The following is a 22,422-nucleotide window of genomic DNA, read 5'->3' on the forward strand; positions in this document are numbered from 1 at the left end:
AGTCTCATCGTCCGGCCTCACGCCGGGCGAGCTCCTTGAGCTCCATGCGCGCGGCCGGTGTGCCCGACGGCCCACACCAGTACGGATGCGCGGCGATCTGTTTCGACAGCTGCTGCAGGCGTCGACGGTCCGTGGTGGTGCTGGCCGTCGGACCGGATTCGGCGAGTTGCCAGTACGTGCGGTACCAGGCGGTCTGCGCCTCCACGAGGTCGAGGGGGAAGTCGTGCTGGCTCATGCCTCGTATTGGATCGCTTGTTCGAATTTCGAGACAACCAGACGCCCCGAGGGATGTGCGGCAGGAAGTCGGTGCGAGAGGTTTTCGGTCGATATGCCTGCGGGCTCGAGGGCAGCTGGAGCCTCGCTGCTGTGTATCCACTTTGGGGTGGCGGCTCGGGGAATTGAGCGTTCGGCCTGGTGGGTCGGTCCACGGTGACGGTCATGATGATTCGTCGCTGGGCCGCTGCCGCGGCCGCCACGCTGGCAACGGTCGGCCTCGTGGGCTCCGCTCCCTCCAGCTGGGCCGTACCGAGCACCCCGAGTACTGAGTCTTCCATCGCCGGTCCCGTATCGGCGACGGAGCTCCCAGAACCGCCGACTGCTGAGGAGGCCCGGGCGGAACTAGACGAGTTGGCGGTCGCACCCGAGGACGATGTGCCCGGCTACAGCCGGGCGAAGTTCCCCCACTGGGCCACCCAGTACGGCACCTGCGACACCCGTGAGATCGTCCTCGCCCGGGACGGCGATCAGGTCACCCAGGACGGGCAGTGCCGGGCGACGTCCGGCAGCTGGCGCTCGGCGTACGACGGCGCGGTGCTCGACGCGGCATCCAAGGTGGACATCGACCATGTCGTGCCGCTGAAGGAGGCGTGGAGGTCCGGCGCCTCGCAGTGGACGACCGCGGATCGCCGGGCCTTCGCCAACGATCTCGCCCATTCCCAGCTCATTGCCGTCTCGGCCCGCTCCAACCGGGCAAAGAGTGATAAAGACCCCTCTGATTGGCAGCCGGATCTGGTCAGTTACCGCTGTACGTACGCACGTGCGTGGATCTCGGTCAAGCACGCCTACGCTCTCACCACGGACGAGGAAGAACATGCCGCGCTGACCGGCATGCTCGACACCTGCCCCTGATGCGCCTCAGCTCCCGGCGCGCTGGCGTGTCCGGCGCGCCGGGAGCCGGGGGAGGGGGAAGCCGCCGGGCACCAGGCGATGGCGGCCGTCGCCGCCCCGCAGGTGCTTCCGCGCGCTCTACCGCTGCCCCTGATACCGCGTCATCATGGCGCGGTTACAGAGGCGAGCGGCCAGGCCACAGCCCCAGTTGGTCCATGGCTTCGTCCAGCCGCTTCCGCAAGGCGTCGTAGTCGGTCACGCGGTCTACTTCCGGTGTGTCCCGGACGGCGGCGGAGGCGGCGGCACCTGCCCGTCCGAGTTGTTCGGCGGCGGAGTTCCCTGCCCCGGATCAGGATCCGGCTTGGACAAGGAACACCTCGACGCGACCGGCACCGACGCGGCGGTCGTGGCCGCCGACGGCACCGATGGCTGGCCGCCCGGCGCGCCGTACGACCGCGTGGTCTCCACCTACGCCGTCGACCAGGTGCCCTGGGCGCGGGTGGAGCAGACGCAGCCGGGCGGGAGGATCGTCACCCCGTGGGGGAGGCTGGGGCACGTCGCGCTGACCGTCGCCGACGACCACCGCTCGGCCGTGGGGTGGATGCAGGGACTGGCGACGTTCATGCCCGCCCGCGGCACACCGCCCGCGAGCAGCTGGTCGCACGTGCGCGGCACCGGCCCCGCCGACGACGAACGCCCCTTCGCACGGGACCTGCACCCGCTGAAGGACGACGCGCACCTGCTGTTCGCCCTGCGCATCCACCTCCCCGACGTGCAGATCAGCACGGGCATGGACGACGACGGCGTGAACGTATGGCTCCACGACGGCGTCGCCTCCTGGGCCACACTCACCACACTCCCCGATGGGAAGGCCGTCGCGTACCAGGGCGGGCCGCGGCGCCTGGCCAACGAACTGGAACCTGCCTGGGACTGGTGGCTGACCGAAGGACAGCCGACCCTGTACGACTTCGGCATGACCGTGGAACCCCAGCGCCAGTACGTATGGTGCCGAGATGCGGCAACGGGGCCGCGCTGGCCGCTCCAGGGCCACGACCGGGCTGTCGCTCGCTGGCCTCCCGCCCTGGTGCCTTCCCACACTGCTGAGGGGATCCTGGCCAGCCGTGGGCTGGGCCAGTGGCGCGCCGTGCGACGCTGGCCTGGTCCGCAGGCTGCACCCGTCGCATCTGTGATCTGGAACATGCGGCTTTGGTGCGACGCAAGTGGAGTGCGATTAACGATGGTTACTTGACGTCAGAACCATATTGCGGTCGGTGAGAAGAGGGCGCAGGTGGGGATGCTGTCGCAGGCTCTGCAAAGCCATCACCCCGGGGGCGTCGGCGTGTGGCGCGGGAGCGGATTCGAACGAGAGTAACCGCCCGGTTGCTTCGCGTATAAAAATCTCGAGTGTGCCGTTCAACGTTTGGGCCTCGTGGTCGATTAGCTGGTGATCGAGGGCAAGGACGCTCTCCAGCGCCCCGAGGGGGGACCAGGCGCTGCTCACCTTGTTGACCAGAAGGGCCTTGCACTCGTGACTCACGATGTCGCCAACAGCGTGCTGGCTTCGGCTATCGCGCTGCGCGTATTCACCCCGGACGCCATGGCACTGGCCCGCCGGCTGCTCGGGGCAGGGGTGCGCGTGGGAGCCGCGGCCTTGATGGAACGCCGTGACGGCACCCCGGCTGCCTGCGCTGTCCGCGAGGACGGTGGCCCGGAGTGAGCGACCACCACACGTCGCAGTCCAGGCCCGCCCTGATGGTGCCGCTGCCACAACTGCCGAAGGCGTTCTGGGCTTTCCACGACCAGTACTACCGGGCCTACCGCCGCTACGCCCACGTGCATCTGGGGGATCCGCACGCGGCCGGTGAGCTGGTCCACCAGGTGCTGATGCACCTGGCGATGAACTGGGCCCACCTGATGGAGGAGGCGAACCCCGCCGCCTCCGCGTGGGCTCTGCTCAAGGAGAGTGTCGCCGGGGAGCTGAGGATCCAGGGCCGCAAGCCCGCGGTGCCCGAGACGGCCATGCTGCAGCTCGTGGTGCGCGCGGTGCTGGAGTCAAGCCGCCAGGAATTCGAGGTCATCGAGAGCGCTCTGGGCCTGTATCCGGCGATAGCCAGGCTGCCCGAGCGGCAGTTCGACGTGATGGTGCTCCGCTACGTCCTCGGCTTCTCCACCGATACTGTCGCCCGCATCATGGGAGTCACTAAGGCCACGGTGCGTTCGCACTGCCACTTCGCGCGCCGGAAGATCGCTCGGGAACTGGGCATAGCGTTCGAGACGGACTGCGACGATGAGGAGTGACATGACACCGCGCAGCCTCGATGAACTCCTGGCCGACGCCGAGATCCTGCAGCACGAGTACGACGACGAGGACACCGCGGCCTCACGTCTGCGTATCGAACGCGAGATCGCCGACACCTGGTGGCGCAGCGCGCTGCTGCTCGAGTCCTCCGCTCAACAGGTCAAGCCCTGGCTCCCTGAGGACGCCCCCCGCCACCGCACTCCCCTGTGCACGGCCCAGCACGAACAGGCCGCTCAGGATCTGCGCAAGCTGTCCACCCTGGTGATCCGCGACTCCCGTGCCGCTCACCACATCGCGCTCCTGGCCCAGTCGTGCCGCGTCGAACCCGCCAGCGCGCTGATCTTCGCCTGCCTGCTGCACCTGGCGGACCGGGAGGGAGCACAGTTTTGGTGGCAGTTCTCCGCCGGCGCTGGAAGCGCCACCGCGGCACTGTGCCTGTACCTGATGCATATGCAGCGCGGAGAGCTCCGCGATGCCGAGCACTGGGCACACGAGGCCGCCTGCCTGGAACACCTGGAGAACCAGACCAGCCCCCATGACGACCTGGTCAGCCTCCTGCTCCGGCCGCCCAGCCAGGGACACCGCGGCAGCTGGTATACGCCCCAGTCCATGATCAACCGCACCATGGCGATTCTGCACTCCGGCGTCGCCGCCAGCACGCGCGTCGTCGACAACCCCGCCCTCGCCGATCAGCCGCTGTGCCAGTCACTGGCCGTGGCGGTCCAGCGTCTGGAGACCAAATCCGACGCCGACTACGGGACCATCCCCAAAGCCTCCTTCGAACTCGCCGCCCGACTGGAGGACTGCGCAGCGTCATCCCCCTGACCCCAAATGCCACTGCCCCGATCGGGCCGCCCCGATCACTCGGCAGCGGCTGGCCCGCTCGTACGTACCCCTGCCTGCCCCGGGCTCCACACTCCACCAGGGATCGCTGGCGCCCGCCTCGAGCACGTCCGAGGTCGGGACCGGCGCCCGGTGAGCGCGATATCGTGGACAGCCTGATGACTGCTCGTATCCCTGGCTTGGCAGGAGCGCCCCGCGTGCCCGAGGACCCCATAGCTCACAGCGAACTCGCCGCTCTCACACGGCGGTTCGAAGAGGTCGCGGAGAAGACCGACCGCGAGTTCGGGATCATCAAGAGCGACCTGACGGCGGTGCGTCTCCAGGTCGGGAACCTCGATCAGAAGGTGGACCGGCTGGAAGGCCGCCTCGAGGAGCTCGGGCAGAAGATGGACCGGAACCAGGCGCAGATCGTGGAGCTGCTCACGCGGCTGGTCGGCCAGGACCCGAACGCCAGCTGAACGCGTTGCTCGCCAGGACAGGGCCCGAACCCCGGCCGCCGGGACTCGGACCTTCTTCCGTGCCGGCTGCCACTGCGCTGCGCGTGGGTGGTCACGGCAGGCCGTCACCAGGCCGTGCCACCGCCCGCGCTCGGTTACGACGCCGGCCGCTTCCTCGAGGTCTTCTTCGCCGCTGCCTTCTTCCCGCTGGCGCTCGTCTTCTTCGCCGCGGTCTTCTTCGCGGCCTTCTTCTTCGGCGCCGCCCGTTGCCCGCTGATCTCGTGCACGTCAGCCTCGTCGCCGGTGTCCTCGCCGCGGCTCTTCTTGGCGGCGCGCACGCTGTCCTGGAGGGCGGCCATGAGGTCGACGACCTTGCCCTTGGGTTCGGCCGGTGCCTCCATCTCGGGCGGCTCGACGCCCGCGGCCTTGGCCGAGATGACGGCTTCCATCGCTTCGCGGTACTGGTCCTTGTACTGGGTGATGTCGGTGCCGCCGATGGCCTCCATCAACGTCATGGCTGCGTCGACCTCGGAGTCGGAGATGTCGACGGGCTTGGGGGCGAGTCCTTCGGCCGAGCGGATCTCATCCGGCCAGTGGAGGACCTGAAGGACGATGGCGTCGCCGACGACCCTGAGCGCGCCGAGCCGCTCGCGGTTGTGCCAGGCGAATTTGGCGACGGCGACCTTGTCGCTGCGCTGGAGCGCCTCCCTGAGCAGCACATACGGCTTGGCGGCGACGGCGCCATCGGCCTGGAGGAAGTACGGCTTGCCGAAGCGGATGGGGTCCAGTCGTTCGGCCTCCACGAAGGCTTCGACATCGATGGCCTTGGCGGTGGGCAAGGGCAGATCGTCGAGTTCCTGGTCGCTGACGGGCACGAGCTGATCTTTGGAGGCTTCGTAGGCTCGCCCGATCTCGTCCGGGTCGAGTACGCGGTCTTCGATCTCGCAGATTTTGCGGTAGCGGATGCGGCCGCCGTCGGCGGTGTGGATCTGCCGGAAGCTGATCGAGTGATCCTCGGTCGCGGGCATGACCTTGATCGGAATCGTCACCAAACCGAAGCTGACAGCTCCGCTCCAGACGGGACGCATGGGACACCTCCTACGCCCCCCTGGGGTGTCCCAGCCTAAACACGCGAGCGGCAGAGTGCCCAGCTCAGGCCGCTGTCCGCCGGATGCAGACTCTGGGTGCGCCAAGGCGGCCGACGGGCGATGCCGGGTCTGCCGCCTTCAGGACGCCGGGAGATGGCGGGCATCGCAGGCGGTGCACGGTTCGCTGCCCGGCCGGGTGAGCTCGCGCAGCGCCTGGTCGAGCGTGAGGTCCGCGTCGTCGGCCGGCAGCCAGCACGATTCGTGGTGGATGACCCGGCGCCCGGGGCCGCCGGCGGGCGCGGGCAGGTGCTGCACGCTCCACCGGCCTGCCGGGACACCGGGGGAAGAGCGGGGCGGCCGGGCTGGCCGGTGTTGCCGCCGGGTCGGCACGGCGGAGTAGTCGGTGCCCTCGATGGCGCTGATCAGGCGAGCGGGGACGCGCATCACGATCGAGTCGGGCTCGACCGTGATGCGATTCGGCAGCTCCACCTCGGTCCAAACAGGCAAACGCACCTCGTACCACCAGCCGCCCCCGGCACCGCGGCGGTCGAGGCAGCCGATGACCTGGGCTGTGACACTCTGGCCGTCAGCCAGCTCAACCCACGCCGGAGGCCCGGGAGCGTCCGGGTCCGGGGCGTCGGGGCTGAAGGCGTCCACGGCTACGCGGCGGGTGCGGCGGCGTCGTGGGTGTGCTTGAGCTGCATCCGCGCGGTGACGAGGTCCGGGCCCTCGAAGGCTGCCCAGAAGGCGTGGGTAACGACGGTGATGGTCAGCTCCCGCTGCCGGTCCCGCAGCCGCCGCACCTCTGCCTGGTCCTCCTCGGACCAGCCGTCGGACGCGGGGCGCTGCCGCGGGCGCCAGATGTCGGAGTCACTGAACCCCGGGTGCGGCTCAACGGACCATGGAAGGCCCTCGAGGAGCGCGGTGAGGGCGGCGGCGACCTGATGAAGTTCTTCCTGCGCGGCGAGCAGGTCCGGGGGGAAGTCGTAGGCTCTGGCCATGGCCCGAATCATACGCCTGTTCGATTCATGCGCCCGGTGAGACGACGCGCGGAGTGTCACCAGTTGTGACTGAGCGCCGTAGTTGGCGAGTGAGCGCCTTAGCTGGCGGGTCCTGAGGTTGTACTTGGCGGGCACGAGAGGGCGGCTTCAGTCTTGGTTGGGTGATGGTGGGCTGCGGCGTTCGAGCGGAGGCGACGTGAGGGCTGGGGGCTGGTGGGCTCGCATGTTGAGGTGTCGTGTATTTCTCGCCGATGCGACCTGAATATCGCCGTGAGTGGTCGCATGGGGCGTATCGACTCCAGTGTGCTGCTCGATGCTGCGGCTGCCGCAGGTGCTGCTGCCCGGGGCGAGCTGCCTGGCCCGGCTGGCGCGAGGCGGCGAATCAGCGGCTATGGAACAGCCTGTACGGGTCTGGGCGAACGGGGAGAGGCGCGGGGGTCCTCGTCGTGGACGTCGAAGCCCTCAGCCTGCATCTGGTTGATCACAGTGTCCACGCATCGGACTAACTCGGATGGCCTAACACTTCCGGGCGACACCTAAATGGGTCATTTACGGTCGTCTAGTGGCATTCGGGCGCCACCTTGTACCACCGCCCACGAGGAGGTGGAAGATGCGACGAAAAGCGAAGACTCCGCGCATACGGTCCGGCCACCAAGCAACCCTGCTGGCCATCAGCAGCGTGACTGCTGCTGTCATGGCTTTCACGTCAAGCTCCCTCAGCGTGGCCCAACAGCCTCCGGAGCCACCGCCAACGGAACACATGACACCACCGTCGACGGAACACACGACGCCACCGTCGCAGCCACCATCGACGGAACACACGACGCCGCCGTCGAAACCGCCGTCGGAGCCACCGTCGACGGAACACACGACGCCACCGTCGCAGCCACCATCGACGGAACACACGACGCCGCCGTCGCAGCAGTGCCCGCGGTGGCTCGTCATCGAGGCCCTGGGCGTAATGCCTCCACCGGGATCCGCCTTGCGTGAGCCGGGCGAGTTCTTCGACAGCATCGTCAAAAAGGCGCAGGACCTCCATGGCAAGGGACAAGTCGGCGTTTTGCGGCTTGAATACAAGCGCCCCAAGTACGACGAAGTCTTCCAAGACAAGAAGGCGAAGGCAGCCTTGGCCGCGGCAACCAGCTTTCCGCAGCCTCAGGGCCAGGCCTTCCCCACGGGACAGGACAAGCTGCCGGACGCTCTCCTGCGCGGCCGCGATGACGGCGTGAAAAACGGTCTGGTACAGCTCCGCCGGCAAGCGGCTCGCTGCCCCAACCAGCACTTCATCCTCGCAGGGCATTCCTTGGGTGCGTGGGTGCTGGGAGACATACTCCCAAAGCTCGAAGAGATCTACCCGAGGATCGATGCCGTACTACTCTCGGGTGACCCCAAGTTCGACTCCAGGTCCCCTGCGGCAGCCAGGCAGCCTGGCCAGGATGGGCCTCCGAGGACTGTCGGGATCGCTGCGCGGGCCCTCGGCCCTCGTGACCCCTACCTGCCCGGAGCGCTCAACAACCGCTCGCAGTCCTACTGCCTAGACAGCCCTGTGGATCCCATATGTGCGACCCCCGAGCAGGACGTGCTCACCGGTCGACACTGGGCGAGCGCATTTAGGGCCTGCACCCCGAGTAATCTGGGGTTGAGGGCAGAGGTGTCAGCGTTCTTGGGGTGCGGACACATCCGCTACCAGGGTCGCTACGGTGCCAGCTTCCTGGGACAGCCCAGGGAAGCACCGACTCCGGCTCGCCGCAATACCGGGTGAGGCTGGAACTTCATCAATCGGGTGGTTCCCGGCGGCGTGCCAGCAATCACCCATCCGCAGAAATCGCTGCAGCGACTGCCAGCTTCTGGGCAAACTCCAGGAGCTGGCAGCATCAACGCGAGAACGACCTCAGCGGCCCTCGGGCTGATCCTGAACGCCGTCGACGGTGGGGCCGTGGTCAGGCATCGAGCTGTGTGATGAGCTGACCGCTGTACTCCTGGAGTGCAGCATGGAGAAGCTGATGGATTGGGCTGCGGCGTCCCCGCCGGTGGTTGGGGTTCTCCAGCCACCAGGATTCGGTGGCGGCGGCCCTCCTTGTCTGCCTGGAGGGGACGCCTTGTGTGGAGCGCAGGGCGGGCGCGAGGAGGCGTTCAAGCTCTCGAACCCGTGCATCCGGCCCGTGGAGAGCATGTACTTCAGCCCAGGCCGATGGCGCTGATCAGGCCGCCAAGCAAACCGACGAACCGGCACCGTCTGAGCTGCGGGCACCGCCGCGAGCCCGCGCACCGGACAGATCACATCCGCCTGGGCTGTCCTCCATGTCGCTGTCCACCGCCGCGACCATCCCGGACCTGTCTCCAGCCGCCCGGCCGCCTCAGCACCGACGCGGTACGGAACCAGAAGATCATCCAGCTCACAGGTGTGCGACCACACCGGCCCGAGCTCGACCTCGCACGCACTGACTGACGGTCCCATGCACCCAGCACAGCGCTCAGGGAGCACAAGACTGCCGTCTTCGCTCGAATCGGGACCAGACGTACGTCCTCAGCGCTACCCTGCCCGCCAACTAAGGCGCTCAGACTCGCCAACTACGGCGCTCAGTCACACCAGTGCGACCTGCCTCGCGGCGGGTACCGGGTGACGGCATGCGGACGAAGCTCTTGAAGCGGAAAGGGGGCGCGCAGCGGGGTGAGTGCGCCTATTTGTTGAGATAGCTGGTTTGGCTGCTGAACGAACAGGGCCGCTATGTGATGGCCTGATCACATAAGGTGTTCGGCCCGCATGAGGCGGAGTCGACGATGCCTTGAGTGAAAGGAATCTTTGGTGAACTCCGCACTCGCCGAGGACGTGTCGGCGACAGCCACCACTACGGCCCAGGTCATAGGCCAGGCAGCGTTCGCTCAACCCGCGCCGACAGTGCACGTGATCATCGGCGCGCAGCAGGCGGTGGAGGAGTAGATGGCCAGCAAGGTACCGGACGAACCGCCTCTCGATTTCAAGGCGTTCTACCAGCAGTATCATCGCGCTTACCTGCGCTACGCCAAGCTGCATCTCGGGAACCGCGAGGCCGCGATCGAGACGGTGGAGCTGGCCTTCGCCGAGCTGCTGCAGTGCTGGCCGGACGTGCTGACCGCGCCCAGCGTGCAACGCTACGCGCAGTCGGTCCTCCGTTCCGCGATCCATTCCCGGCTGGTACGCACGGGGCGCGCGAGCGCTTTCGTGGAGACCGCGGTCTTCGACCGGGTGCGTGCCACTGCCCGTCGCCAGCTGGAGGTGATGGAGTCGTCGCTGGGCCTGTACGCGGCGATCGCGAACCTTCCCGAGCGTCAGCTGGACGTCATCATCTTCCGCTTCTTGCTGGGTTACGACCTCCCCCGGGTCGCGGAGATCATGGGCGTCTCCAATGGGACGGTCCGCTCGCACATCCATGCGGCGCGCCGGCAGCTGGCCAGGGAGCTGGGCATCCGAGGCACCAGCCGGGGGAACAGCATGGAAGAGGAGGAGATCGTATGAGCGGCGGAAGGGACGAACTCGCCTACATCGACGCGACACTGCCGACGGCGGAGGTCCTGGCCGACGAGTTCAGCGATTTCGACTGGGAGGCATCGCTGAAGCGCATCGCCCGGCTCGCGGTCAGCCAGGCCACCGACGAGATGGATCACTGCGCTCGTATGGTGAAGGCCCAGTCCGACCTCCGGGTCCGCTCGGATACCCACGCCGACGCCGACAGGGGAGCGCGGGCACGCTTCCGGCAGGCTACGGCCGAACTGGATTGGCTGTCGTCGGAGGTGGTACGCAACCCCGACACGGTGGATGCGATGGCACGGCTGGTCAACAATCGTTCCCGCATCGAGCCGGCCGGGGCGCTGACCTTCGCCTGCCTGCTGTATCTGTCCGATCGCCACGAGGGCGCGCAGTTCTGGTGGCAGTTCGCCGCCGGCGCCGGGATGGCAACCGCTGCCTACTGCCTCTACCTGCACCACGCGCAGTACAGCGAGGAAGGTATGGCCGCGTTCTGGTTCAGCCAGGCGTATGAGCTCCACTCCGGCGTCGGCGGTGAACTCTGCCCTGGCATCAACATCGGCCCACCTACTCCGATGTCGTCCACTCCTCGGCCCACGGTTATCACCGATACGGACACGGGCCCCGCTACGGTTTACCAGCGCGAGACCGAGGTGGTCGAGGTGTCCTGCTGGGCCCTGGATCACGCGAAGCTCGCGGATGCCGTATGCCGGCTGGACGCATTCGCCGATGAGGACTACGGCCATGTGCCACGGCCCGACCCGGCCCTCGCCGCCGAGCTCGAAGAGCACTTCGCGTAGCCAGCAGACAGCGGCGAAGGGCACCGACTCGGCAGCATGCGGCCGAAAGCCAGAAGATGAAGGCCACCCGGAATCTCCCGGGTGGCCTTCGTTCTTCGCACGCCGGAACGGGCCTCCCTCTGACGCCATTGCGCGGCCGTCGCTGGCCGAGGAGATGACCTGAGTGCTGCGTCATACTGGTCTGCATGTCCGCCATGCCTGCTGCCGAGCCGTCGCCGTCTGCTGCCGAGGTGCTGCGGGAGCGGTATGCCCGCAGGCTGCCTGCCTCGCTCGGCGAGCTGGCCGGGCCGGCGCACGGCACGGTGCAGCTGCCACTGCATGTGGCCTGGTCGGGACTGACACGGTTCGATCTTGACCGGCCACGGTCGCGGATGAGCATGTACCGCACCGTGCTGGCCGAAGGGCAGCACGGTGACCTCATCACCCTGCTGAACCGGGACCTCCTGGTCGCCCAGTGGCCTGTGCTGAGCACGCTGATCAGCCGTGCCATCCGAGATGTGTGGGAAGCCGCGTTCCCCGAGCTGGCCGCCGCCCGCCCGGCAGCCGCAGCGTGAACCTCAGCGACCCGCACCGCCGGCTCCTCTCCGACGTCCTGGCCATCGGTACCCCCTACCCGCTGGTCATCACCGGCGGATACGCCGTGCAGGCCCACGGCCTGGTCGACCGGCTCAGCCAGGATCTCGACGTCGCTACGGAGAACCCCGCCCCCATGGCGGAGATCACCCACACCCTCACCGCTGGGCTGACCGAGCGCGGCTGGCAGGTGCAGGAAATCGGCGTCGACCCACTATCCGGCCGCCTCGTCGTCACGGACCCCGCCAGCGGCGAGGAGTGCGAGGTCGACATCCTCAAAGAAGCCTTCTGGCGCCCGCCCACGGCTACCGAGTACGGCCCCGTCCTCGCTCTCGACGACGTCATCGGCACCAAGGTCCGGGCTCTGGCGGACCGCGGAGCCGTCCGCGACCTCATCGACGTCCACGCCGCCTCCCGCCACCACACCACAGCCGACCTGGAGACACTCGGCCGCCGCCACGCCCGCGACGAGTTCTGCCTCGAGGACCTCCAAGCCCGCCTGGCCGGCGCCGAGTGGTACGAGGACGAGGAGTTCACCGCCTACGGCCTCACCGATGCGGACACCGCCACCCTGCGCGCCTGGGCCCGGGACTGGTGCGACGACCTCACCCGGCGCCTGCACGAACATCCCACCGACGACTGACACGCGGTCGCGCCGACGAGAGGCGGACGGCATACAACGCCCAGCGGCCACGTCAGGTGACGCGTGTGGCGGGTTCACCGCGCAGCAGGTCGGGGCTGGTGTCGGCGATCGCGAAGGCCCGCCTGAGCCCTTCAACCAGCGGCCGGTCGATGTGGTAGAGCCGGGCCCGCTCATTCCGCTGGAGCAGCCGGGACGCGTCGGCCGGGCCGACGCGGCGCTGTACCGCCTTGATGCTGGTCAGGGTCCCGCCGAGTTTCGCCGGGGCGAGGGGAGGGCACGACGACCGCCACCATCGTCCTGATGAACAAGGGCTCCTACTCCTGCAAGCTTGGCGGCTTCCCCGGTGTGGACCTGACCTCGATCAACGGTGGCGAGCGCTGGTCCCTGGCCCGCTCCTCGCAGAAGTGGAGCTCGTTGGAGGTGGCGGCCGGGCAGAGCACCGAGTTCCCCCTCAACCTCGCCTTCACCAAGGAGGACGAGGGCTTCTACCAGCCGGCCTGGGTCGAGATCACCCCGCCCGACGAGACCAAGGCCCTCAAGATCGAGTGGCCCCGGGAGACCGACAGCCTCGTCGACCAGCGCAGCGCCACCCACCCCGGCACCTTCGTCAACCCCATCGGCTGACCAGCCCACAGCTGTGCCACGAAGGTCCACTGACCCGCTGCGCTGGTATGTGACGGCACCAGGGCAGCGGCACGCGACGCTGCGGCACGCCGCACGGAGCTGGCCAAACCCCGCTGCGGCGGTCACCGGATGCACGCCATACACCGACCACCGACTGGCAGGAAGACGCTGAAACCAGCCCAAATATTCACTCTGCAGTAGCAATGACGAGTCGAATGCTCGCGAACTAGTTTGCCAATGAGTCGCGAATAAAGTGGCCAACTATTGGGATCACTAATCGCGGCCTATGTTCCTGTACTACAGTGAACCGCAACAGTCATTGCATGCACATAGTGTTGTGTCGGCAGTGAACTGGGGGCACCTCCTGGCCGAGGTACCCCCAGTGTGAGACGGTCAGGCTGGGGCTAGTGGTCTCTATCGCGCCAGATGATCAGTGCTACGACCAGTCGCACGAAGGTGATCATCAAGCGCGCTAAACCAAAGTCTCGGCCTGGCCGCTTCCTGTGTTTCGCCAATACATCTCACCTCCCTCCACAACCGGCGAAGAGGTCGATAGACCGACGAGAGGCTCAGGTAACCCGAGCCACAGGTTCACTCTATGCGGTGTAGGGGGCGACCCCGTGCCATAGCAGGGAAATTCCTCCCCTCGATGGAACCTCAGAGCAACAAATGGTAACGAACGAATAGTAACGGCGATAATTTCCCGGACAGGGAAATACCGTGCATTCCGGGCCGTCGTTCGCTGGCTCACCGACTCAGGACACAGCGCGCCCGCACGGACACCGGCCCTGGCACGGGAGCGCAGAGCCGATAGGGGCGGCCATTTCACAGATCGACATGAAGATGACCGCGCCGGGCGGTGACCAGGGCGCGCCAGCGTTGTCGGACGGTGTGTGCGTCGTCGAGCCACAGGACGGTGCTTCCAACGGGCTGGGGCCGGCCGCCCATGGCCGCGGCGATGTCGACGTAGTAGGCGAAGTCACCGTTCGCGGTCGTCTCGCGCAGGCGGTCGATGGTGGCTGTCAGGTCGTCCTGGGCATCGCGTACGGCGTGGTGGAAGGCGACGGCGGTGTGGATGAGTGGGGTGAGCCAGGGAAGACCGGCGACGGTGCTCTCGGTGTGCAGGACGGTGGCGCGGTCGGTGACGTCGCGGTCGGTGCCGGCGTCGCGGATGAGGGCCGCGACGGTGGCGTAGTAGGTGGTGGCGCGCTGGTCGAGCTGGGCGAGGTACTGGTGGGCGAGGGCGAGTTCGTCGTCGGCGCGGTGTGGGTCGGTGAAGGCGGTGACCAGGGCGAGGAGGGTCTGGGCGATGGCCCGCTCGCCCGGGGCGTCGTGCTGTTCTGCTTCGGCCCGTGCGGCTTCGAAGGCGGCGATGGCGCGGTCGATGTCGCCGTGGGGCCACCGGATGTGGGCCAGGACGCGGTGGTGGCGGCCTTCCCAGCCCAGGGTGGGGATGGCGGCCAGGGCGGTGGGGAAATCACCGCGGATGCGGGCGAGGTTGGCCAGGCCGCGGCGGGCGCGCGGGGCGAGCCGGCCGCCTGCGTCGGCGACCTGGCGCATGCCGTCCAGGGCCGCGTCGGTGCGGGCGAGGTCTTTGTGGGCTTTGGCCCGGTAATACAGAGCCAGCTCAGCCAGTTCGCCGGAGAGCAGGCCGGTGTCCAGGACGGCGGTGAGGCGTTCGGCGGTGCGTTCGCGGTGTTCGTGCTGGCGGCGGGCGATGGCGGTGAGGAGTTCGGCCAGGGCGTCGGCGGGCGTGTCCGGGCCGGTCTGCGGCCCGGTGCCGGGGGTGTGGGTGGGTGGGGCGAGGGGTTCCCAGACGGAGTCGTCGGTGTAGGTGAAGGCGGCGTCGGTGAGCCAGCCGAGGTCGCCCAGGTGGTGGTCGCGGGCCAGGCGCAGGCCCTGACGCAGGCAGGCGATGAGGAGGGCCCGGCTGGGAAGCAGGGCGCTGGTGTCCTGCCACTGCCGACCGAGGGCGGCCAGAGCGCGTTCGGCGGCTCGGTTCCAGTCGGCGGGGGTCCAGCGGTCCTCGGTGTGGTCATCAGCCCGCAGCGCGGTGCGGATGGCGCCGTGCAGGTGGTAGGGCCAGATCGCGTACGTATCCTCGCTGATCATCGGACGCTCGACGAGCTGGCGTGCCGCCGCCTGGTGGGTCAGGCCCGCCGCTTGGGTGGCCAGCTCCAGGTCGAAAGCATCCAGCAGGCTGGCGCTGCGCAGGACATGGCGCTCGTCGACGGTGAGGTCCGACATCGCGCGGGCGACGAGGGCAGGGAAGGTGTGGTCGAAGTCGTCCGGGGTGGGGGTGCGGCCGGTGCGGCGGATCTCCAGGTAGCGGGCGACGGCCAGGTCCAGATGGAGCGGCAGCCCGTGGGCGCGCTCGGTGATGACAGCGCGGATGGCGGGCGTGATGAGCGGCTGGCCGTCCTGGGTGAGGCGGCGTGCGAGGTAATCGTCGCAGTCCTCGGGGGAGAAGTCGCCGATCAGGTGCTGGCGATCGCCGCCCGCGGCCCGGGCAGGCTGCCCGGCCTGAAGGGCAAGGCCGGGCCAGGCGTGAGGGCCGGTGAAGTCCAACTGCCCTTGCAAAACAGGGTCGGCCCACGCCAGGCGATTGCGGCCGCCGATCACGAAGAACGCGTTCGGCATCAGCCACACCAGGCGCTGAAGGAGGCGCTCGGTGTCGCGGTGGCGGTCGCCGGTGTCCTCGAAGGTGTCCAGCAGGATGACCGGAACCACCGCTCGCTTGGCCGGCAGACGGCTGATCTCCCACGCCAGCAGGTGCGGATAGTAGGAAAGCCCCTCCAAGTCGGGGTCGGCCTCCAGCAGAGCAGCGGTCCGGGCGCAGCCGGCCAGGGCCCGTGCACGTTCGCGGCGCTCGCGCAGTGCCTGCACGAGCGCCGTGGCAACCTGCCCGGCCGCCGATCCGACCAGGCCGGGCAGTTGCAAGGCCCCGGCGGCCTGGCTGACCGCGGACTGCACCTGCTGCGGCAACAGCTGTCCGAACTTGCCCACCAGTCCGGTGCGCCGGACGTACTCCTCGAGCGGCTCCCCGGGGTGCTGAGCGTCCCAGTAGCGGCGCAGCGCCAGGTCGAAACTGGGCAGGGGGCGGCCAACGGCGGCAGCTAGGGCGAGTCGGATCGTCAGCACGACGCGCTCGAAGTCCATGGAGGCCGAGCGGGCCAGATCGATACGGACAGGCAGGATCGTCTCGCCTGCCCAGGCGGGGGCACCCCACTGCTGGGGGCGCTGCTCGGCCGCAGTGAGCGCCGATTCGATCTTGCGCAGCAGGGTCGACTTGCCGACGCCACCCACCCCGTGAAACACGATCACGTTGGTACGCGGGCTCTCCAGGTCCTCCACGTCGAAACTTGGGGCAGCGATGTGCCGCAGGTGCTCCTCGATGGCGGTGGCGATGACGTTCCACTGACTCTGGCGGTTGGTGAACGCCTCACTGCTGCCCACGGGGTCGTTGGAGCTGAACAGCGCACGTAGGTCCATGTGATGAGGTCCCCCCGGAAGTGATCACTGGGCCCCAATGTATGCCGCGTACCGTGGTCGGCCCAGTCCCCGTTTCAGCCCACAACGAGAATGATCGTTTCGCTGTGGGTTCCGGCACCGAGGTGGTCTTCCTATGCACGACGCCGCATCGTCCTCGCCTTCGTCCTCTGACCCGCACCCCTCGTCCGAGCCGGCCCAGGGCCCGGGCGGCGATGCCGTCTCATACGAGGAGGCGTTCGCAACCGTGGGGGCCGTCATCGCCTGGCACGGCCGAGCGCTGCTGCTCGCCCGGCGCTCCGGGGACCAGCAGCGCCTGGAGGAGCTGAAGACGCAGCGGCAGAAGTGCGTGGAAGACCAGCAGCGACTCAAGGACGCCGGGCCCAAGGAGATCGCGCGCATCGCCGCCGAATACGCCACACGGCTGAAGGAGCTGAAAGCCGCCGAACCGGGCCCCGAGTCGTAGCGGCGGGGCGCCGCGGGCCCAGACTGGTTCGGGTGCCGGGCCGCGCCGCCGGTCAGGCAGGCAGGGGCAGCGCGGCGGCGGGGGAGGGCATGTCGAGCTGGTGCGGCCGCTGGGTGGGCATCAGGGGGCAGGCCAGCCCGGCGATCGCGACCAGGTCGTCGCGGTACTGCGGCACCGCTGTGTGCAGCCAGCGCTGGGTGGCCCAGAACGCAGCAGCTTCCTCGAGGGTGTAGGGGCGGTAATGCTCCGCGGTCACGGCGAGGTCGGCAGCAGGGCGTCGGGCCCAACGCTCCTGGTCGGTCAAGTGGTTGCGGTAGAGGGGATGGGCATCGCGCCGCATCACCACCACCTCATCGACCACGGCCATCTGCTCGGCCAGAGCCACCGTCTCAGGGACGACGGCGAAGCAAGCGTTGTGCCCGGCGGCGGTGGTGAACCGCGCGGGAATGTCCCGCTGGCTCAGGTGGGCATAACGGGCGGCCGTGCCCTGGCGGGAATCGGCCTCGCGGACCGCCAGGGCCGCCAGTTGCACGCGGTAGCCCGCCTGCCGGTCCACGGCCGCGCGGGCGGCGAACTGGGCAGCGCTTTCCGGGGTGATCTCGATGACCATGTCCCCGCGCCGATCGCGCACGTGCGCTTCGGCCCATGCCTGCCAGGCCCGGTAGTCGGTGCGTATCCGGGCCGAGGCCGTGCGCGGCTCCTCGCGCAGCAGCTGCAGGTAGTCCGGATGAGCCTGCTTGAAGATCTCGCCCGTGATGTGCACCGGATTGCGCAGGCTGCGCAGGATCATCTGGGCGAGCCGCGTCTTCCCGGCGCCCGGCTGGCCCATCACGTAGACGACAACCGGCTGTTCCTGCCCGGTGATAGGCCCCAGGGACGGCACGATCAGCTCGTCGTAGATCCACTTGTGCTCCTCGGTGGAGAGCCGGTGGTAGTCCACCCCGGGCGCATCCCGGCGGGGCTGGGCGATGCGCCGGACCGGCTCGGCCAGCGCGGCGGCGCGCTCGGAGTTGCGGCGCACCGCGAGCGTCCAGTCCTCCGGCAGCGCGGGATCGGCCAGGCGCCGGTCGGCGTCAACGAGCTGCCGACGGACCCGACCCGTCTCCCTGGCACCCCACGGCCGGCGCCACTCGGTGAGCACCGCGCCCGGGGCGTCTGCCGGGCGGAGCAAACGCCCGCTGGGGCCGAGTTCGTTGCCGTAGATGACCTCCAGCGCCGCCGCTTCGCCGCGCCGGATGACGAACAGCCGGTGCGCCAGGTGCGCGGCCTCCACCGCCCCGAGGGTCGGGACCAGCGCGTCGGCGCATGTGCCGTGGTTGTCCCAGGAGACGTACCGGGGCGCCCGGCCCTCCCGGGCAAGGCGCAGATACCGCTCCAGGGCGCTGAGTTCGCTGACCGCCCAGGACACGGCCAGGGCCACGACCTCGACCCAGTAGCCCGCCTGCCGGGACGCGAGTGCACCGGCGAGGAAGTCGTCCGGGCGGGCCAGCGGTACCTCCACGACCGCGTCGTAGCGGCCCTCGCGTACCGCGGCCTCCACGGCGGCCTGCCACCGGTACGTCTCCGGCCGGGCCCTTTCCCCGGCGGTGCGCACGTCCTCGGCCAGGTACTGGCCGTAGTGGGGATGGTGGGTCTTGTAGGTGTCGCGGTCGACCCGCACCGCGCCGCCCCGCGCCGCCAGTGCGGCGTGCACGAGGTCGATGACCGTGGTCTTGCCGCTGCCGGGCTGTCCCAGGACGTACACCACCACCGGCCGGGCCTGAGGAACCGCGCCCTCCAGGGCGCCGGGCAGGACGGTGTTGGTGAGGACCTCCTCGGACCAGGCGCTGACCGGAGCTGTTGCAGGAGACCCAGCCGGGCCCGCTTCCGGGGGTTGCCCTGGTGCTTCAGACGACAAGTCCGGCGCCTTGCCCGATCCCTCCACTGTCCCCTCCTGCTGGCGTCCGTACTGCTCCGCGTAACGTCAAGATCACCCTATCAGACTTATCCGAACGGGTTAAAGGAATGGGTTAAATGTTAGGGCAAGAGATGCTAGTGTTCGGGGTGGAGGTAGAGAGATATGGCAACTGAGGAAGAGCTGTTCGCGTCCGTCGACGCGCTGCTGGAGGAGGAGCCGCAACTCCCACCCCCGGCGGAGCGCGCCCGGCTGCGCGAGGCCGCTGGCATCACCCAGGCCCGTCTCGCGACCGCGTTGAAGACGTCGACGCAGACAGTGAAGAACTACGAGAACGGCCGCTCGGAGCCGAAGTCGCCGCGCCTGGAGGCATACCAGCGACTGCTGAACGGCTGGGCGGCGAAGTACCCCGCGCACGGCTCCCCCGTTGCTGCACCCACCCCGGCCACCGCATCGCAGCCGGAGGCGCCGGAGACGTTCACCGGCCCAGTCGCTTCCGAGGCTGAGCCGGAGACCGCCGCGCCGGTGGAGGCGCCCGCCGCCACTGCCGCGCCCGCGCGTCCCACCCGTCCGTCCGCGCGCCTGGCGACGTCGTCGCGGCGCCCGGCGGCGAAGAAGGCCGTCAAGCCCGCGACCGACCCGCGGTTCCCGCACGGCCCGCTCGCCGTGCTGGACGGTGACGGCTCCGCGTACGGCGCGGACGGCATCGTGCTGGACTGCCCCGCGGCCACGATCCCCCAGCTGGTGGAGTGGACGCTGCGCGAGTCCGGCCTCGGTGCGCCGAAGCTGCACCGCCACGGCAAAGATCAGGACCCGCTGATCGTGCTCACAGCAGCCGCGGCCGCACGGTTCGGGCTGCCCGAGCGCCTGGAGGACCGCCGGGGCCTGCGCCTGCCGGAGGACCACCCGGTCGTCAAGCAGGTCCTGAAGGCGAAGTGGCAGCTCACTCAGCGCGGCTTCGGCCCGTGGGCCCGGATCTACCGCAAGGCCCAGGGCCGCGACCGGCAGTGCGTGCAGCTGGCGATCCTGCCGTGGGACGCCCTCGACTCCCGGGCCTGGCCCGGCGTGTCCGAGATGGAACCGGCCGACGTCGCCCGCGTCCTCGGGATCTACGCCCAGCGCGTCATCACCCCGCGCGGTGGCACGGCCGTCAACGGCTTGGAGCTGATGACCGCGCTGCGCCCGCCCACGCGCCCGGTGCGCGATGAGGAGACCGGCAACTGGGTGAGCGGGCACAACCCCGGATCGCTGGGCACGGAGCCGATGGACCCGGCGCCGCCGGAGGGGCAGCACGAGCACCCCGCGGTCTACCACTCCGGCTGGAAGGGCGGCTTCCTGCACGAGGAGGCGTACCAGTGGGTGCGGCCGGTGGACCTGCTCACCGATGAGGAGTGCACGCTGCCGCACGCGGTGGGCCTGGACCTGAACACCGCCTTCCTCGCGGCCGCCGCCCGTCTGGTCGTCGGTCTGTCCGCCCCCGACCACTTCGTGGGCCCGAAGTTCAACCCGAAGATCCCTGGCTCCTGGCTGGTCGACCTCTCTCACGTGGAGCTGGATCCGCGCCTGCCCTCGCCGTTCACGCCGACTGGCGAGCGTCCGACGGGACCTGCCTGGTACCAGACACACACCGTCGCCTACGCCCAGGAGCTCGGCTACAACGTGGAGCCGATCGAGGCGTACCTGCGCCGTGAGACCGGCGCGTACCTGGACCCGTGGCACGACCGGCTCAAGACCGCGTACGTCGATACCCTCGCTGACCTCGGCGTCACCAAGGACCTGCCGGACGCTCAGTTCCTGGCGGCGATGGAGCGGCACAAGGACGTCGACCCGGCGATGGCCGCCGTACTCGCGGCGATCAAGGCCACGGTCAAGGGCGGCATCGGGAAACTGTTCGAGAACCCGCAGGGCAAGGGCTACAAGGACGGCGACCCGTGGCCGGCCATGCAGCGCCCGACCTGGCGCCCGGACATCCGCGCCGCCGTCATCTCCAAGGCCCGGGTCAACATGCACCGCAAGATGCTGAAGATGGCGGAGTTCACCGGCCTGTACCCGCTGGCGGTGCTCTCCGACTGCGTCGTCTACCCCGCTCCCAGCCCGAGCCCGCTGGACTTCCTGCCCTACGCGGAGTCCGGCAAGCCGAAACCGGGCGCCTTCCGCCTCGGACCCACGCCCGGCCTGGCGAAGCTGGAGGGCGCCCAGTCGATGCTGTGGGCGGTCGACCTGATGGAGCAGGGCTACAACCCCGCTCGCCACATCAAGGGCGGCGACGCCGTCCTGGACGAAGGCGAGTAGACCGTGGCCACCGACACCGGCCGGCCCGCCGCTTACGGCGGATCCGCCATAAGCGGCACGTCGTCGCTGGAGGCCGGCGCGGAGCTGGATCGGACGCTGGACCGCCTGGAGGCGCGCATGGAGGCCCTGCAGCTCTCCATGCGCGCCCACCGGGGATCGCGTCGGTTCGAACTCTGGAGGCACGACCTCCACGAGACCCGCGAGACCTGGTTCCGCCTGGTCGACCCCGACGGCCAGGACCCCACCCCCGAAGGGAGCTGAATACCGCCGTGGAGATCCACGACGCGATCGAGCGGGCCGACCGGGAGGGCTTCACCCGGGAGCCGCCCAAGACACTCAAGGGCCAGATCGGCTACCTGCTCAAGCAGTTGGGCAGCGCGAAGGCCGTCGCGCAGGAGATCGGTGTCACCGCCGACTCCGTCAACCGCTATCGGCGCGGCGCCCGCAAGCACGCCCGCGCCGACGTCGCCGCGAAGATCGACGACGCCGTACGGCAGCGGTGGCAGCCGCAGGTGCGCAAGCGTCGCCAGCGCCAGGCCGCCACCACCGGCGGGATCACAGTGGAGACCCGAGCCCGGTTCGGGTACACCGCGCCGGTCGGCACGACCGACGACGGACGCTTCCGACGCCTCACCGTGCACCTCCCTCCCACGTATGCGCAGCGCCTGTTCGACGCCCGCGACGCCGGAGCCAGCGACCAGGAGATGCGTGGAATCATCGCCGAAGGCTTTAAGGACGTGTATTTCCAGGACGGCGGTGCCCGCGCATTGGGACTCTCGGACGTCGCCATTAACGACATCGACTATCTGGACCTGGACTTCTGAAAGCAGGGGAAATCGTGACCACGGAATTCCCGGCCGTCGACGCCGTCCGTGAGCCCGGCCAGCGTCAGGAGGCCCGCCCTCCTGATCGCGTACGAGCCTGCGTCACGGCACCGGAGACCCCTCCCGCCGACACCCATGCCGCCATGTGGCTGGAGGAGGACGGCGGCGTGTGGGCCGACTATCCCACCGTGCCGCTGGACGACCACGTGCTGCCGCTGGTGTGGGCTGAGGGCCGTCCCATCTCCCGAGGCGAGTTGGTATGTCCTGTCCCGGATCGCTGTCTGCCGCACTGAACTGGTCTCCACCTTCGGAGTGCCGCAGGTGGACAGGTCCGCGCAGTACGCCTGCGTGTGGCTGGACAACGAGGGAGACGTCTGGGCCGACTACCCGACGGCCGATCCCACCGAGGACCTGGTCCTCCCGCTGGTGTGGGCGCGGGAGCAGACCGACTCCCGAAGCGAGCTGGCGGAGCGGGGCTACGTCTTCAACCGCATCGGATGGAGCCTCTGAGCCCCGCAGCTCCTCCCGCCACGCTGG

The 22,422-nt window shown here is 69.1% G+C and carries 25 protein-coding genes; 19 read left to right on the top strand and 6 right to left on the bottom strand.

What is annotated here, in order from left to right:
• Positions 1-4: 4 nt before the first annotated feature.
• Positions 5-235 carry a hypothetical protein gene (locus ACMTAK_RS00410; RefSeq protein ID WP_413804262.1) on the bottom strand — a complete coding sequence of 77 codons (231 nt, stop codon included), beginning with the start codon at positions 233-235 and terminating at the stop codon, positions 5-7.
• Positions 236-438: 203 nt separating this feature from the next.
• On the opposite strand from ACMTAK_RS00410, the gene ACMTAK_RS00415 reads away from it, so the two are divergent.
• The 6 genes from ACMTAK_RS00415 to ACMTAK_RS00440 all read left to right on the top strand — a co-directional run bounded on the left by ACMTAK_RS00415 (position 439) and on the right by ACMTAK_RS00440 (position 4,707).
• Complete coding sequence (locus ACMTAK_RS00415; RefSeq protein ID WP_413804263.1) at positions 439-1,128, top strand: HNH endonuclease family protein; 690 nt, start codon at positions 439-441, stop codon at positions 1,126-1,128.
• Positions 1,129-1,468: 340 nt separating this feature from the next.
• Positions 1,469-2,356, top strand: coding sequence for a methyltransferase domain-containing protein (locus ACMTAK_RS00420; RefSeq protein WP_413804264.1), 888 nt, complete (start codon positions 1,469-1,471; stop codon positions 2,354-2,356).
• 279 nt (positions 2,357-2,635) lie between these two features.
• Positions 2,636-2,824: a hypothetical protein gene (locus tag ACMTAK_RS00425; RefSeq protein WP_413804265.1), complete on the top strand. Its 189-nt coding sequence runs from the start codon at positions 2,636-2,638 to the stop codon at positions 2,822-2,824.
• Positions 2,821-3,405, top strand: a complete 585-nt coding sequence (locus ACMTAK_RS00430; RefSeq protein WP_413804266.1) for a sigma-70 family RNA polymerase sigma factor — start codon at positions 2,821-2,823, stop codon at positions 3,403-3,405. The genes ACMTAK_RS00425 and ACMTAK_RS00430 overlap by 4 nt, the downstream gene beginning before the upstream one ends.
• A 1-nt stretch (position 3,406) precedes the next feature.
• The gene (locus ACMTAK_RS00435) at positions 3,407-4,231 is read left to right on the top strand and encodes a hypothetical protein (RefSeq protein ID WP_413804267.1); all 825 of its coding nucleotides are present in this window, start codon (positions 3,407-3,409) and stop codon (positions 4,229-4,231) included.
• 215 nt (positions 4,232-4,446) lie between these two features.
• A complete protein-coding gene (locus ACMTAK_RS00440) occupies positions 4,447-4,707 on the top strand; it encodes a hypothetical protein (protein ID WP_413804268.1) in 261 nt (86 codons plus the stop codon).
• A gap of 134 nt (positions 4,708-4,841) precedes the next feature.
• On the opposite strand, the gene ku is transcribed toward ACMTAK_RS00440, so the two are convergent.
• From ku to ACMTAK_RS00455, 3 genes are all read right to left on the bottom strand, one after another.
• Complete coding sequence (gene ku, locus ACMTAK_RS00445; protein ID WP_413804269.1) at positions 4,842-5,774, bottom strand: non-homologous end joining protein Ku; 933 nt, start codon at positions 5,772-5,774, stop codon at positions 4,842-4,844.
• A gap of 138 nt (positions 5,775-5,912) precedes the next feature.
• Positions 5,913-6,287, bottom strand: coding sequence for a DUF6233 domain-containing protein (locus ACMTAK_RS00450; protein WP_413804270.1), 375 nt, complete (start codon positions 6,285-6,287; stop codon positions 5,913-5,915).
• 146 nt (positions 6,288-6,433) lie between these two features.
• On the bottom strand, positions 6,434-6,775 hold the full coding sequence (locus ACMTAK_RS00455) for a hypothetical protein (protein ID WP_413804271.1): 342 nt from the start codon (positions 6,773-6,775) through the stop codon (positions 6,434-6,436).
• A 982-nt stretch (positions 6,776-7,757) separates the two neighbouring features.
• On the opposite strand from ACMTAK_RS00455, the gene ACMTAK_RS00460 reads away from it, so the two are divergent.
• The 7 genes from ACMTAK_RS00460 to ACMTAK_RS00490 all read left to right on the top strand — a co-directional run bounded on the left by ACMTAK_RS00460 (position 7,758) and on the right by ACMTAK_RS00490 (position 12,920).
• Positions 7,758-8,537, top strand: coding sequence for a cutinase family protein (locus tag ACMTAK_RS00460; protein WP_413804272.1), 780 nt, complete (start codon positions 7,758-7,760; stop codon positions 8,535-8,537).
• Positions 8,538-9,581: 1,044 nt separating this feature from the next.
• Positions 9,582-9,716: a hypothetical protein gene (locus ACMTAK_RS00465; protein WP_413804273.1), complete on the top strand. Its 135-nt coding sequence runs from the start codon at positions 9,582-9,584 to the stop codon at positions 9,714-9,716.
• Positions 9,717-10,271: an RNA polymerase sigma factor gene (locus ACMTAK_RS00470; RefSeq protein ID WP_413804274.1), complete on the top strand. Its 555-nt coding sequence runs from the start codon at positions 9,717-9,719 to the stop codon at positions 10,269-10,271. It begins immediately after the preceding gene.
• Positions 10,268-11,080, top strand: coding sequence for a hypothetical protein (locus ACMTAK_RS00475; protein WP_413804275.1), 813 nt, complete (start codon positions 10,268-10,270; stop codon positions 11,078-11,080). The genes ACMTAK_RS00470 and ACMTAK_RS00475 overlap by 4 nt, the downstream gene beginning before the upstream one ends.
• 194 nt (positions 11,081-11,274) lie before the next feature.
• Positions 11,275-11,634, top strand: coding sequence for a hypothetical protein (locus tag ACMTAK_RS00480; protein ID WP_413804296.1), 360 nt, complete (start codon positions 11,275-11,277; stop codon positions 11,632-11,634).
• On the top strand, positions 11,631-12,296 hold the full coding sequence (locus ACMTAK_RS00485; RefSeq protein ID WP_413804276.1) for a nucleotidyl transferase AbiEii/AbiGii toxin family protein: 666 nt from the start codon (positions 11,631-11,633) through the stop codon (positions 12,294-12,296). The genes ACMTAK_RS00480 and ACMTAK_RS00485 overlap by 4 nt, the downstream gene beginning before the upstream one ends.
• Before the next feature lie 300 nt (positions 12,297-12,596).
• On the top strand, positions 12,597-12,920 hold the full coding sequence (locus ACMTAK_RS00490; RefSeq protein ID WP_413804277.1) for a DUF4232 domain-containing protein: 324 nt from the start codon (positions 12,597-12,599) through the stop codon (positions 12,918-12,920).
• A gap of 825 nt (positions 12,921-13,745) precedes the next feature.
• On the opposite strand, the gene ACMTAK_RS00495 is transcribed toward ACMTAK_RS00490, so the two are convergent.
• Positions 13,746-16,412 (bottom strand): ATP/GTP-binding protein, encoded by a 2,667-nt coding sequence (locus ACMTAK_RS00495; protein WP_413804278.1) that lies wholly within the window; start codon positions 16,410-16,412, stop codon positions 13,746-13,748.
• A gap of 133 nt (positions 16,413-16,545) precedes the next feature.
• On the opposite strand from ACMTAK_RS00495, the gene ACMTAK_RS00500 reads away from it, so the two are divergent.
• Positions 16,546-16,875 carry a hypothetical protein gene (locus ACMTAK_RS00500; RefSeq protein WP_413804279.1) on the top strand — a complete coding sequence of 110 codons (330 nt, stop codon included), beginning with the start codon at positions 16,546-16,548 and terminating at the stop codon, positions 16,873-16,875.
• A gap of 52 nt (positions 16,876-16,927) precedes the next feature.
• Here ACMTAK_RS00500 and ACMTAK_RS00505 read toward each other — a convergent pair whose 3' ends face one another.
• Positions 16,928-18,772 (bottom strand): zeta toxin family protein, encoded by a 1,845-nt coding sequence (locus tag ACMTAK_RS00505; protein WP_413804280.1) that lies wholly within the window; start codon positions 18,770-18,772, stop codon positions 16,928-16,930.
• 162 nt (positions 18,773-18,934) lie between these two features.
• On the opposite strand from ACMTAK_RS00505, the gene tap reads away from it, so the two are divergent.
• From tap to ACMTAK_RS00530, 5 genes are read left to right on the top strand one after another with little or no spacing between them, the layout of a single operon-like run.
• A complete protein-coding gene (gene tap, locus ACMTAK_RS00510) occupies positions 18,935-21,061 on the top strand; it encodes a telomere-associated protein Tap (protein ID WP_413804281.1) in 2,127 nt (708 codons plus the stop codon).
• Positions 21,062-21,064: 3 nt separating this feature from the next.
• The gene (locus tag ACMTAK_RS00515) at positions 21,065-21,322 is read left to right on the top strand and encodes a hypothetical protein (protein WP_413804282.1); all 258 of its coding nucleotides are present in this window, start codon (positions 21,065-21,067) and stop codon (positions 21,320-21,322) included.
• 8 nt (positions 21,323-21,330) lie between these two features.
• Positions 21,331-21,885, top strand: a complete 555-nt coding sequence (gene tpg, locus ACMTAK_RS00520) for a telomere-protecting terminal protein Tpg (RefSeq protein WP_413804283.1) — start codon at positions 21,331-21,333, stop codon at positions 21,883-21,885.
• A gap of 14 nt (positions 21,886-21,899) precedes the next feature.
• Positions 21,900-22,178, top strand: a complete 279-nt coding sequence (locus tag ACMTAK_RS00525) for a hypothetical protein (protein ID WP_413804284.1) — start codon at positions 21,900-21,902, stop codon at positions 22,176-22,178.
• 28 nt (positions 22,179-22,206) lie between these two features.
• The gene (locus tag ACMTAK_RS00530; protein WP_413804285.1) at positions 22,207-22,395 is read left to right on the top strand and encodes a hypothetical protein; all 189 of its coding nucleotides are present in this window, start codon (positions 22,207-22,209) and stop codon (positions 22,393-22,395) included.
• Positions 22,396-22,422: the final 27 nt, after the last annotated feature.

This window comes from Streptomyces lacaronensis (assembly GCF_047337785.1).
Lineage (GTDB): Bacteria > Actinomycetota > Actinomycetes > Streptomycetales > Streptomycetaceae > Streptomyces > Streptomyces lycopersici.